This window comes from Sphingobium sufflavum, from assembly GCF_021403115.1.
In the GTDB taxonomy this organism is placed as follows: Bacteria; Pseudomonadota; Alphaproteobacteria; order Sphingomonadales; family Sphingomonadaceae; genus Sphingobium; species Sphingobium sufflavum.
Genome location: NZ_JAJSSH010000003.1, coordinates 115,262 through 128,030 on the forward strand (window position 1 = coordinate 115,262; position 12,769 = coordinate 128,030).

10 protein-coding genes and 1 tRNA gene are annotated in these 12,769 nt (G+C 66.5%); 3 read left to right on the top strand and 8 right to left on the bottom strand.

Going from position 1 to position 12,769, the window contains the following annotated elements:
* Positions 1-121 precede the first annotated feature (121 nt).
* Positions 122-421 carry a Dabb family protein gene (locus LWE61_RS06200; RefSeq protein WP_234149177.1) on the top strand — a complete coding sequence of 100 codons (300 nt, stop codon included), beginning with the start codon at positions 122-124 and terminating at the stop codon, positions 419-421.
* Between the two features lie 178 nt (positions 422-599).
* On the opposite strand, the gene LWE61_RS06205 is transcribed toward LWE61_RS06200, so the two are convergent.
* From LWE61_RS06205 to LWE61_RS06240, 8 genes are all read right to left on the bottom strand, one after another.
* Positions 600-684 (bottom strand) — tRNA-Leu (locus LWE61_RS06205).
* Positions 685-1,135: 451 nt separating this feature from the next.
* Complete coding sequence (locus LWE61_RS06210; protein WP_234149178.1) at positions 1,136-1,981, bottom strand: TauD/TfdA dioxygenase family protein; 846 nt, start codon at positions 1,979-1,981, stop codon at positions 1,136-1,138.
* Between the two features lie 134 nt (positions 1,982-2,115).
* Positions 2,116-3,297: a BaiN/RdsA family NAD(P)/FAD-dependent oxidoreductase gene (locus LWE61_RS06215; RefSeq protein WP_234149179.1), complete on the bottom strand. Its 1,182-nt coding sequence runs from the start codon at positions 3,295-3,297 to the stop codon at positions 2,116-2,118.
* Positions 3,294-4,916, bottom strand: a complete 1,623-nt coding sequence (locus tag LWE61_RS06220; RefSeq protein WP_234149180.1) for an NAD(P)/FAD-dependent oxidoreductase — start codon at positions 4,914-4,916, stop codon at positions 3,294-3,296. Before LWE61_RS06220 ends, LWE61_RS06215 begins: the two co-directional genes overlap by 4 nt.
* A gap of 9 nt (positions 4,917-4,925) precedes the next feature.
* A complete protein-coding gene (locus LWE61_RS06225) occupies positions 4,926-5,858 on the bottom strand; it encodes a beta-1,6-N-acetylglucosaminyltransferase (protein WP_234149181.1) in 933 nt (310 codons plus the stop codon).
* A 389-nt stretch (positions 5,859-6,247) separates the two neighbouring features.
* The gene (locus LWE61_RS06230; protein WP_234149182.1) at positions 6,248-6,877 is read right to left on the bottom strand and encodes a hypothetical protein; all 630 of its coding nucleotides are present in this window, start codon (positions 6,875-6,877) and stop codon (positions 6,248-6,250) included.
* Between the two features lie 157 nt (positions 6,878-7,034).
* Complete coding sequence (locus tag LWE61_RS06235; RefSeq protein WP_234149183.1) at positions 7,035-8,411, bottom strand: cytochrome P450; 1,377 nt, start codon at positions 8,409-8,411, stop codon at positions 7,035-7,037.
* Complete coding sequence (locus LWE61_RS06240) at positions 8,404-9,576, bottom strand: hypothetical protein (RefSeq protein WP_234149184.1); 1,173 nt, start codon at positions 9,574-9,576, stop codon at positions 8,404-8,406. The genes LWE61_RS06235 and LWE61_RS06240 overlap by 8 nt, the downstream gene beginning before the upstream one ends.
* A 21-nt stretch (positions 9,577-9,597) precedes the next feature.
* Here LWE61_RS06240 and LWE61_RS06245 point away from each other — a divergent pair, with 21 nt between their 5' ends.
* Together LWE61_RS06245 and LWE61_RS06250 are read left to right on the top strand one after the other, a co-directional pair.
* A complete protein-coding gene (locus LWE61_RS06245; RefSeq protein WP_234149185.1) occupies positions 9,598-9,882 on the top strand; it encodes a hypothetical protein in 285 nt (94 codons plus the stop codon).
* 216 nt (positions 9,883-10,098) lie between these two features.
* On the top strand, positions 10,099-12,708 hold the full coding sequence (locus tag LWE61_RS06250; protein ID WP_234149186.1) for a TonB-dependent receptor: 2,610 nt from the start codon (positions 10,099-10,101) through the stop codon (positions 12,706-12,708).
* Positions 12,709-12,769: the final 61 nt, after the last annotated feature.

The following is a 12,769-nucleotide window of genomic DNA, read 5'->3' on the forward strand; positions in this document are numbered from 1 at the left end:
TGCGGGAGCGTGTGGGCGGCGTTCTTTTGCCCACCGGCCTCTCCACCGGGGCTGGTCATGGCGCGCGGACTGCGGCAGTCAGCATGGCATCGGATCATCGAGACAGCGGGAAAGGCCCATCATGTTCGTGCATATTTTCTCCTTCATCTGGAAGGCCGAGGCGACCGCGGCGGACAAGGCGCGCGCGGTGGAGGCGATTGCAGCCTTTGGCGGCGCCATCGACGGGCTGGACAGCGTGCTGGTCGGCGACAATGTCTCGCCCAAGGCGGCTGGCTATACCACGACGGGGGTGATGAGCTTCACCAGCGAAGCGGCGTTCGACGCCTATGCGACCCATCCGCTCCACCTTGCGCTGCTGGACTGGCTGGTGCCGCTGATCGACGCGCTGGAGATTGATTTTACGGTCGCGGCACGGGGGTAGCGCCGGGGGGCGGCAGGGCGGTGATAGGGTGAGCGTCTGAGGGGCCAGCCTGAAGGGTGAGAGCGTGATCGGGAAAGGCGCTGATCGTGGCAATGCGATTGCGCCGACCGCGCCGCTGGCCCGGAGCGATCGGGCCGTCGTCCGGGGTGGGAGCGGCCTGAAAAGTGCAGGGGGAAAGTGGTGCGGGCGGTCGGAATCGAACCGACACTCCTTGCGGAACCGGATTTTGAGTCCGGCGCGTCTACCAGTTCCACCACGCCCGCATCCGGGGACAGCCTATAGCCGCTCGTCGGGCGGGTGCAACAGAAATGACGCGGGCGGAACAGGCTTGTTACGGCGGGCGGTTCGAGGGTGGCGTGGCTGCTCCGTCGTGCGGGCCTTGGAGCGAGTGTTTGGGGCGGGCATCGTCAGCGGGCATGGTCAGCGGGCAGGGGGGGGGCGTGGGCAGGCGCGCGGCATGGGCGGGCGATGCCGCTACCCTCTCGGTCCCGAAGCTGCATGGCCCTGGCGAAAGATGGTCTTTCCGTGAATCGTCATTGCGGCGTAGCGAATCGAAGGCGGTGGAAGACCAGCCAATCCATGAGCGCGCCGTTGATTGTTTCGCTGCGCTCGCAATGACGAAGCCGGTCAAGCCAAGGTCATCACGCCCCAAAACGCAAAAGGCCCGGCCTGATCGACAGGCCGGGCCTTTTCATGGGGGTCAGCGCGAGGCGCTTATGCCCAGGGCTCCTCGCCCTCCAGCTTGGTGCGCAGCATCATGCGGCCGCAGTCGGGATCATAGGCCTCCGCGCGGTGCATCGTGCCGGTGTTGTCCCAGATCACGAGATCGCCGACCGACCATTCATGGCTGTAGCTGAATTCCTCGCTGGTCGCCCATTCGCGCAGGCCGACGATGATCCGCGCGCTTTCCGCATGGTCGACGCCGATGACATGATGCGCGGTGCAGCCGAGGACCAGCGACTTGCGGCCGGACTTATGCTTCCAGACGAGGGGCAGTTCCTTCTCGCCGATGGACTGCATCATCTTGAGCTTGGCGAAGCTCGGCTCCGGCTCATAATAGAAGAGCGATGCCCAGGGGGCGTGCAGCACGTTGAGCGACTCATAGCGTGCCTTGTCCTCGTCGGACAGTGCCTCATAGGCGGCATAGGTGTTGCAGAAGCCGGTGTTGCCGGTGCCCTTGGGGCTGGGCACCTTGCAGGTCAGCAGCGAGGCCAGGATCGGCACGTCGTTGCGCGTGCCGTCGATGTGCCAGTAGAGCGAACCCTTCAGATATTCGGCGGCGGACGGGTTTTCCTTCACGTCCAGCGTGATCTTGGACACGTTGCGGCCATCGGCGCCTTCCGGCGCGAAGGTGCCGAGCGTCTCGGTGAAGGCCACCTGCTCCTCATTGGTGAAATTGATCTGCGGAAAGATCAGGATGCCGCGCTGCTCCAGCCGTTCACGGATCTCGCTGGCGAAGGTGCCGGCGAGCAGATCGGCCTTGTTGTTGAGGATGCGGCTGCCGATGTTAGGCTTGACGTCTTCGTAGAGGAACTGGGTGGTTTTGGCGGCGGTGGCCATCGGGAAATCCTTTGAAACAAAGGGGAGAACATGGTTCTATTTTCGCGCGAATAGCTATGCAGGTCAAGCGCATGATTTCGCCATATCGAATATCGCATGGACGCTGAACGGGGCCTGACCTGTTCCGGGACGGTTCAGATCGCCTCGCCGGCCGCCCGTCCGCTGGCCCAGGCCCATTGGAAATTATAGCCGCCGAGCCAGCCGGTGACGTCCACCGCCTCGCCAATGGCATGGAGGCCCGGAACCCGGTTCGCGGCCATGGTGCGGGAGGAAAGCTGGGTGGTTGCGATGCCGCCCGCCGTCACTTCCGCCTTGGCATAGCCCTCCGTCCCATTGGGGGTGAAGGGCCAGTCGGCAAGGCGGCCCTGCACGCCGCGCAGCACCTTGTCGGTCAGCGCGCCCAGTTCGCCCGCCACGCCCAACTGTTCCAGCAGCGCGTCGGCCAGACGTTCGGGCAGATGCTGCGCCAGCACGCGGCGGATGGGGGTGCGGGGGCGGACCTTCTTCTCGTCCAGCAGCCAGTCGGCCCAGCCGTCGGGCAGGAAATTGACGCCGATGGCGGTGCGATGCTCCCAATAGGAGGAGATTTGCAGCATCGCCGGGCCGGACAGGCCGCGATGGGTGAAGAGGGCGGCCTCGCGGAATTTCACCTTGTTCCAGCGCACGATCACCTCCGCCGACACGCCGGACAGCGACTGGAAAAGGGCGTCCTCCGCGCCGAGGGTGAAGGGGACGAGGGCGGGGCGGGGCTGCACCACGGACAGGCCGAACTGGCGCGCCAGGTCATAGGCGAGGCCGGTCGCGCCCATCTTTGGAATGGAGGGGCCGCCGGTCGCGAGGACCAGCGCGGGCGCGATCGCCTCCTGCACGCCGATGCTGACGCGGTACAGGCCATCGGCATGGGTGACGGCGTCGACGGAGCGGCCCAGCGACCACTCGACGCCGCCCTTGGCGCATTCCTCCACCATCATGTCCACGATCTGGCGCGCGGGACCGTCGCAGAAGAGTTGGCCCAGCGTTTTCTCATGATGGGCGATGCCATAGCTGTCGACCAGCGCGATGAAGTCGCGGGGCTTGTAGCGGCCCAAGGCCGACTTGGCGAAATGGGGGTTGGCGGACAGGAAACGGTCCGCCGCCGTGTTGACGTTGGTGAAATTGCACCGACCGCCGCCGGAAATCAGGATCTTCTTGCCCGGTGCATCGGCATGGTCGACCAGCAGCACGCGCCGGCCGCGCTGTGCCGCCGTCGCCGCGCACATCATGCCGGCCGCGCCCGCACCCAGGATGATCGCGTCGAAGCTGTTGGTGTCGGTCATCGGGTCATGATGCTCTGTGCTACGGCTTCCGCCAGTTTGATGCCGTCGATGGCGGCGGACAGGATACCGCCCGCATAGCCCGCGCCCTCCCCGCCGGGAAACAGGCGGGCGACGTTGAGGCTCTGCAAATCCTTGCCGCGCGTGATGCGAAGCGGGGAGGAGGTGCGCGTCTCCACGCCCGTCATCACCACGTCGGGATGGTCGTAATGTTTGATCTGGCGGCCAAAGGCGGGCAGCGCCTCGCGCATCGCCTCCACCGCGAAGGCGGGCAGGCATTGGGCAAGGTCGGTCGGCGTGACGCCGGGCTTGTAGGAGGGTTCGACCTGCCCCAGCGTGGTGGAAGCGCGGCCCGCCATGAAGTCGCCCACCGTCTGCCCCGGCGCGGCATAGCTGGAGCCGCCCGCGACATAGGCCAGGCTTTCCCATTTGCGCTGAAACTCGATGCCGGCCAGCGGCCCGCCGGGATAGTCCCGCTCCGGCTCGATGCTGACGACGAGGCCGGAGTTGGCGTTGAACTCAGCGCGGCTATATTGGCTCATGCCGTTGGTGACGACGCGCCCCTCCTCCGACGTGGCGGCGACAACGCGGCCGCCGGGGCACATGCAGAAGCTGTACACCGTGCGCCCGGAGTCGCAATGGTGAGTGAGGGAATAGGCGGCGGCGCCCAGCACCGGATGTTTGGCATATTTGCCATAGCGTGCCTCGTCCACCCACGCTTGCGGATGTTCGATACGGACGCCGATGGAGAAGGGCTTGGCCTCCATATGCACGCCGCGCGCGTGCAGCATCTCAAAGGTCGGGCGAGCGGAGTGGCCGATGGCGAGGACGACATGGTCCGCCTCCAGAAAGCTGCCGTCGGCCATGTGCAGGCCGCGCATGGCGAACGTGCCGTCGGGCCGCCGGTCCATCGCGACATCGTCCACGCGCGTCTGCCAGCGATATTCGCCGCCGAGCGCCTCGATGGTCTGGCGCATGGACTCGACCATGGTGACGAGGCGGAAGGTGCCGATATGGGGGTGCGCCTCGGTCAATATGTCTTCCGGCGCGCCCGCCTTGACGAATTCGGTGAGAACCTTGCGCCCCAGGAAGCGGGGATCCTTGATGCGGCAATAGAGCTTGCCGTCCGAGAAAGTGCCCGCGCCCCCCTCGCCAAACTGCACATTGGAGTCGGGGTTGAGTTCGGAGCGACGCCACAGGCCCCATGTGTCGCGCGTCCGCTCCCGCACCACCTTGCCCCGGTCGATGATGATCGGGCGGAACCCCATCTGCGCGAGGATGAGGCCCGCGAACAGGCCGCACGGCCCCGCGCCGATGACGACGGGGCGCAGGCCGGACCAGCCCTCCGGCGCGTGGGCTACCGGATGATAACCGGTGTCCGGGCGCGGGCGGACGTCATGGTCCTTGGCGAACCGGGCCAGCGCCTCCGCCTCGTCACGCAGGGTCAGGTCGAGCGTATAGACCAGCAGGATCGCGCTCTTGCGCCGGGCGTCATTGCCGCGCCGCACGACCTCCCAGTCCAGCAGGTCGTCGCGGTCTATCGCCAGCCGCGCACAAATGGCGAGGGGGATCGCCTCGTCCGCATGGTCGAGGGGCAGGGTCAGTCCGGAAAGGCGCAGCATACGCTGCCCTTATAGGGGATCGCCGCTCACGCCAACCGCTTCTCCATCACGGGCGATACTATCGGCCCGCGCCGGTTCGGTGTAGGAACTGCGCTGGAACAGCCGCGCCTTTGGCGTTTCCAGATGGGCCTCCAATATGTCGAGGATTTCCGCATCCTCCGTCGCGTCGAACTTGCGCGCGAACAGGTCGGGGCTGAGCGTCAGGCGCATCGTGTCGTCGGCGGTGAATGTGCGGGGGCGCAGCTTGATGTCGCCGTCGGGCACCCAGTCGATGGTGCGCAAGTCGTCGTTCGCGGCAGATTCGTGGGGAAAGGCGTTCTTCATCACGGTCTGGAAAAAGCCTTCGTCGGCGATCAGCGTGCCGCGATAATAGCGTTTGTAGCGATTGATGGCGGGATCGTTGCAGACGAACGCGCAGAAATCGCGCGTGACCGCCTTCCATTGGGTGCCGATGAAGGGGGTGACGCCTCTCATATATTTGCGTGGAATACCCGTGCGCCAGATGCGGCTGAAGGCTTCGAGGAAATAATGGCTGAGGCGGTTCATCGTGTCGGGCCGGATCAATCGCTGGTCCACGGCGCGGATGAACTGGGTGCCGTCATGCTCGGTCAGGAAGTCGGCGATATAGGCCTGCGATTTCAGCGGAAAATCCTGGCCGCTGAGGTTGATGAAATATTTCCAGTCCGCCCCCATCGCCAGCAATTGCTGCATCCCGCGCAGCTCCGCATCGACGAGGCTGTAGCCGCCCCACACGGCCTTCTTCGCAGGAAGGATGGCGGCGTTCTGATAGGGGGCCAGAAATTGCGTGATGCTGGCGGCAAAGGCCGGACCGGAGCTTTTGTCGATATGGATCAGATAGTGGTTGCCGGGGACATAGATCGCCCGGAACATGCGTTTGAACTGTTCGGGATAGCGATGGACGAGGATGAGATAGGCGATCACAGGACGTACTCCAGCGAGCGCGCGCCGGGTCTCTTCCCTGGCGCAACGCGGGTGTTTCCAGCCTCTGGAAATTCGGGCGGGCGATCCGACCGGATAGATTGTGCAGGGAAGCGACGAGGAGTCGTGACGAAGGGTCCGCTCTCACCCTGATATGGGGTGAGGGCGTGGCATTTGTAAGGAGCGTGTCACAAAAGGTTTCTGCGGGTCCGGCCACAGGGGCATGGACTGCGTTCGTCAGGCGGGGGGCAGGCAGGCCGCCGCCGCCCCGGCATCACAGGTCAGGGCGGGGGATCAGGGCCGGGGGATCAGGATCGGTATCTCAGGGTCGGGAGTTCAGGGTCGGGAGTTCAGGGTCGGGAGTTCAGGGCCGGGAGTTCAGGGCCGGGAGTTCAGGGTTGGGTTGGGGCCTGCGGCGTCTCGAAGCGGATCAGGACGGTCTGGACGGAGCGCGCCGCCTCGCCCGCCGCGTTGTGGGCGGGCGCGGGGCGATAGTCCTTCACCGCCTTCTCGCACGCCGCCGGGACCAGCGTACCGACATTCTGCGCGGAACGCCGCCGTTCTGCCGCCGCAGCGGTGCAGTCGCTGATCGCGCCCGTGCCGTCGACCAGGAAGGCGACCTTCACGAAGGCGGGGCTGTTGACGCCATCCGGCAGCCGGTCGACGGTCACCGCCAGTTTCGAACGGTCCCGCCACTGGCTCTTACCGGGGAAGGCGAAGTTGGCGAATCCGTCATGCACGCCCAGGATCGGATTGCCCTGATCGTCCTTTGCGGGGAGGAAACGGGCATTACGCATCAATATCCGGCAGACATCGCGGTCGATGCGGTTCGTCTTCTCCGTCTCGCAGCGCAGCAGCGCGCCATCCGGCCCGACGGCAATCGTGTAGCCGACGCCGCCCCGTTGCGAGACCTCCAGCGTCAGTTCCTGATGTTCCGGCGCGAGGATCCATTTATTCGCCCCGACCGGTGCGGGGGCGGTGACGGCTGCGGTCGCAAGGATGATGGAGATAAGCCCGGACATTGCAAACGCCTCTCAATTTCATTACGCTGACGTCGCCCATGGCACAGGAGCCGTGGCGATGACAACGGCGATTTGCGCGATGGTGTGCGGATGACATGTGGTCGGCGTGCGAGGGAGCGGGGAGGGGAATGGAATGGCTGCCCCTGCGCCCCGGACTTCACCCCCGCGGGGAGAGGCGCAGGCGGATGCCCTTTTTGGGCCGCAGGGTCAGGCGGCTCACCGGTTCCGGCTTTGGCCCCGCCGGATAGTCCAGCCGGAAGGCGCGGATGATGGCGGCGAGGACCAGCATCGCCTCCTGCTGGGCGAAGCCCGCGCCGACGCAGATGCGCGGCCCCTTGCCGAACGGCATATAGGCGCTCTTCACCGCCTCCGCCTCTTCCGGCCGGGTAAAACGGTCCGGGTCGAAGCTGTGCGGGCAGGTGAAATTCTCCTTGTTCCGCTGGATCAGCCAGGGGGAGATGACGATCATCGCGCCGGGCTTCATCCGCTTCTCGCGCATCACGGTCGGCCGGGTGATGGTGCGCGCGAAAAAGCCGATGGGCGGGTAGAGGCGCAATGTCTCGCGGAACAGGTTGCGGACGCCGTCCAGCCCCCGGAGATGCTCGAAACCGATGGGGCCGTCGCCCGCCGCCGCCACGATCTCGGCATGGAGCCGGTCCTGGAGGTCGGGGCTTTCGGAGAGGAGGTAGAGCGCCCAGCTCAGCGCGCTGGCGGAGGTTTCATGGCCCGCGAGGAAGATGAGGGCGATCTGGTCGATCAGTTCCTCAAAGCTGAAGGGCGCGCCCGTCTCCGGGTGGCGGGCCTCCAGCAGCGACTGGAGGATGTCCGGCTGGGCGGGCGTCGCGCCGCGATGATAGGCGTCGTAGCGGGTGCGGACGAGGGGCGCGAACACCGCATGAATTTGCGCCGAGGCGCGGAGTGCGCGGCGGGGAAAGCCGAAGCTGGGCAGGCCATAGACGCGCAGCATCGCGCCGGGCTGCGCGTTTTTCTGGAAGCGGGTGAAGGCGTGGTGGATCTGGAGCGCCTCGTCCCGGTCGAGACTGACCGAGAACATGGTGCGGAAGATGACGTCCGCCGTCACATGGGTCATCACCGGGTCGATGTCGATGGCGGCGTCATGATCCTGCGCGCGCAGATGCGCCAGCATGTCCGCCACCGCGTTGCTCATCAGTTCATAGACGCGCTTGAGGTTGGTGTGGGCGAAGGCGGGGTTTATCATCCGCCGCTGGTCGTCCCACACCTTGCCATTGGTGTTGAACACGCTCTGTCCGATCAGCGGTTCGACAAGGTCGCTCAGAAACTGGTGCTTGGGAAACTCCCGGTCGGCGTCGGTCATCACCCGGTCTACGATGGACAGTTCGTTGGCGATGTAGAAGTCCAGTTTGGGCAGGTGAATCTCGCCCATCTTCATCGTGTAGCTGCGTTTGAACAGCGTGTGGATCCAGCTCGACCAGCCGGTGAAGAAGCGTTTGACGAGCGACGCCTTGCTGCGGTGTGGGACCGGATAGGGCGGGGTGAAGGGGCATTCAGACATGGGCGAGGACCGTCTTTACCGGGCGGACGTCCACGCCATTTTCCGCCTGAAAAGCCGCGATGGACAGGGGGAGCGGCCGCGCGCCGCAGGTGATGCCGATATAGTCCAGCGGCGACGGCCGGTCGAGACGGCGCAGATAGTTGAAATGCGTCTCATATTTGTCGCGGCGCTTGGCGGCGTAGGTGGCGGGATCGCTGTAGCGGAACCAGCGCGGGCTGACCTGCACCAGCCCCGCCGGGCGGGTGACGGGCCGGGTCAGGCAGGGATCGACCAGCGGGATGCACGCCCCGTCGGTCAGCGAGCCGATGTCGAGCCAGCGATAGCGCCCGGCCGCCACCACATCCAGCATTGCGCCATAGGCACGGGCATCCCGGCGGCAGGCGATCAACTGGATCGTGCCGCCCAGCGTCACCGTGCTGAACCGGTCGGGCAGCGTGCCGCCGCGCCGGGCGAGCAGGTCGGCCATGATGGGCACGGACAGGACGGAACCGTTGCTGTGCGTCAGGAAGACGATCTCGTCCCACTCCTCCTCGTCCAGCGTGGCGTGGATGCGGTCGGCGAAGCTGGCCAGCCGGGCGGTGAGCGCATCGCCCGCCGCATCGCGCGCGAGCAGGTCGTTGAAGACGATGAAGCGCAACAGCCAGAGGCTGTGCACCCGTTTCAGCAGGGTCGGCGTCACCGCGACCCCGGCGGCCAGCGCGACGGGAAAGGCGAGCCATGCCGGGATCAGCAGCGACAGCAGCGTGCCCAGCACCGCCATGACGAGCAGCGGCGCGAGCAGCATCGACGCGCCGGGGTAGAAGAGGGTGACCTTGCTGCCGCCGGGCACGGCGCGCGCGGCGCGCCAGTCGATCTGGCTGATAAACCAGCCATAGGCGCGCAGGCCATGGGAGAGGAGGGTGAAGGCGCCCTTGATCCAGTGATGCCGGACAAGATCGTCCCAGACCAGACATTCGAAGTCGGTGCGATAGGCGGTGCCGTCCGCCGCGCACCCGCCCTCGACCCGCCAGTGGATGTTGCCGCCGCGCCGTTTGGGATCGGTGATCGTCGCGGCATCGTCGCCCGCCAGCGCCGTGACCTGCTCCGCGCACAGCCAGTGATAGAAGCGCGCGCCCCGCGGATCGAAGCCGCCCAGATACAGCACTTTGCGCTTGAACATTTGCATCGCGCGATGCTTAGCGGGGCCATGTCTGAAAAGGAACGTCAATATTGCCTGTTCATGGACGGGCGGAAGTATAACCGCAACGCCGGGTGTCGGCGCCACGACAATGCCTATGGCATCAATGGCGGCGGGCGGGAGCGGGACCGGCTGAGCGCGGACATGGCGCTGTTCCGCCACATGCGGGCGCAGCGCGACCCGATGGCCCCGGTCGTGCTGTATTTCACCCGCGTCTATGGCTGGTTCTTCTTCAACTATCATGGCTTTCCATGGCGGGGGCAATTGGTGCGGAAGGTGTTCCCGCGCTATTGACGGCGGCGGCGCAGAAGAGGCCGCCGCAGAAGATTGGGGGCCTCCTCTACATTTTGCGACAAATTCGCATTATGGCGACAAGCCCATGATACAATCGCGGCGTAGAGCCGCGGGGTGAAAGCCGGACCGTGCCCCTGTGGCCGGCCGGAACTGTGGCGGATGCACGCGCAAAGAGGCGGCATCCGGCCATCGGGGGCAATCGGGGAAGGGGTTCAGGTGAACAAGCTATCGTTTACGGGCGCATTGCTGGCGTCCGCCGCGCTGATGCCGCATATGGCCGTCGCGCAGGAGGGGGAGCAGCCGCTGCGCCGCGACACGTTGTCGGCGTCGGAGGATGAGGAGATCGTGGTCCAGGGCCAGCGTCCGCGCGGGTCCGTGGTCGGCGATTTCCAGCCGGAATTGACCATGAACCCCGGCGACGTCCGCGCGCTGGGCGTCAGCGATATTTCGGAACTGGTGTCCGAACTGACGCCGCAGTTGACCAGCGGCCGGGGCGGGCAGCCCGTCGTGCTGCTGGAGGGCCGCCGCGTCTCCAGCTTCCGCGAAATCGCGACCATCCCGACCGAGGCCATCCAGCGGGTCGAGATATTGCCGGAGGAGGTCGCCCTGAAATATGGCTACCCCGCCGACCAGAAGGTGATGAACATCGTGCTGCGCCGCCGTTTCCGCGCCTTCACGCTGGAGGGCAAGGACCGGATCGCGACCGCCGGCGGCGCGAACCAGGCGGAGGGGGAGGTCGGCTTCCTCGCCATCCGCCGCAATGGCCGACTGAACCTCAACGCCGAATATCAGCGGACCGAGAGCCTGCTGGAATCGGAACGGGGTGTCGTCAACCCCGTCACCGGGGCGGACACGCGCCGCACCTCCATCCCGTCCGGCAAGCAACTGACCATCACGGGCACCTATGCCCGGCCGCTGGCGCCGTGGCTGAACAGCTCGCTCAACCTCGAACTCGTCACCGATCAGTCGGCGGCGCTGACCGGACCGTCCCGGTTCACGGACAGCGGCGCCCTGGCGCGCAGCGGCAGCGCGCAGACCGCGCGGGTCGGCTCCACCCTGAACGCCGACGGCAAGGCGTGGCGCGGGACGCTGACCACCACTTACACCCATGATGAATCGCGCACGCTGACGCAGCGCGACTATCTATTGAACAATATGACCGATGTTGGGCGCAGCCGTACCGATCTGGCCGCGACCGACCTGACGGTGAACGGCAATCTGCATCGCCTGCCCGCGGGCGAAATCTCGCTGACCGCGCGGATCGGCGGCAGCTATAATGGCTTCGAGTCCGAATCCACCCGCGCCACCGTCTATAATATGGCGACGCTGGACCGCTCCATCGGCGTCGGCTCGCTCAGCCTCGACCTGCCACTGGTCAAAAGCTCGTCGCCCTTCATCGGCAAGCTGTCCGCCAACGGCAATGTGGAGGTGCAGTCGCTGTCCGACTTCGGCACGATCAAGGGCTATGGCTTCGGCCTCAACTGGCGGCCGCGCAACGGGGTGGCGCTCATCGCGTCCTTCAAGGGCGCGGAGACGGCGCCGACCGTGCAGCAACTGGGCAACCCGACCATCGTCACGCAAAATGTGCAGGTGTTCGATTACCAGAAGGGCGAGACGGTCAACATTACCCAGACCAGCGGCGGCAATCGCGGTCTGCGCGAGGCGGAGCAGAACGACATGCGGCTGGGCCTGACGCTCAAGCCGTTCGGGACGAAGACCGACCTGACCTTCAGCCTTGACTATAACCGCCGGGTGGCGCGCAACGGCGTCGGCTCCCTGCCAGGCACGACCGATGCGTCGGAAGCGGCCTTTGGCACTCGGTTCTCCGACGAGCCAAACCTGGGCCAGCGGTTCGAGCGTAACCGGGCGACGGGCGAGCTGGTCAGCATCGATACCCGTTCGATCAACATCGCCCGGCGCGAGAACAGCTCGATCCGCTGGGGCCTGAACTTCACCAAGACGCTCAAGACGCCGCAGTCGCTGATCGACGCGATGCGGGCGGAGCGGGAAAAGCGGTTCCCCAATGGCATGCCGCCCAATTTCGGGCGCGGCGGCGAGGGTGGCCCGCCCCCCGGTGAGGGCGGCGGCGAGGGCGGTCCCCGTCCCGACGGCAATCCGGGCGGCCAGCAAGGCGGGCAGCAGGGTGGCCAGTCCGGCGGCGGCACAGGCGGTTCCGCGACCAGCGCGGTCGCGGGCAGCCTGGGCGGCGGGGCGAACACTGGTGGTGCGCGGACAGGTGGCGGTGCCGGTGGTCCGGGCGGCGGCTTTGGCGGCGGACCGGGTGGCCCCGGCGGCGGTGGCGGCTTCGGCCGCGGCCCCGGTGGCGGTCCCGGTGGGGGCGGGCGCATCCAGTTCGCCGTCTATCATACCGTCAACCTGACCGACAAAGTGCGGCTGGCCGCGATGTTGCCGGAACTCAACCTGCTGAACGGCGATACGCTGGGCGAGCGGGCGGGCCAGCCCCGGCACGAGATCGAGGTGCAGAGCGGCTTCTCACAGGCCGGGTTCGGCGCGCGGCTGACCGGCAAATGGGAGGGCGCGACGCGGGTGGTCGGCACGGCGGGCACGCCCACGTCGAACCTGCGCTTCTCCAGCCTGGCGACGTTCAACCTGCGCCTGTTCGCCAATCTGGGCGCGCGGCCGGAGCTGGTCGGCAAGATGCCGTGGCTGCGCGGTGCGCGGATACAGCTGGGCGTGAACAATATCTTCAACACGCGCCAGAGTGTGACGGACGGGACCGGCGCGACGCCGCTGGCCTATCGTCCGGGGCTGGTCGACCCGCTGGGCCGCACGATCACCCTGTCGCTGCGCAAGCAATTGTTCTGATGGGGCATCCCCTCTCCGGCTCTGGTCGGGGAGGGGGTTTTGCTGGATATTGGTCACCCGT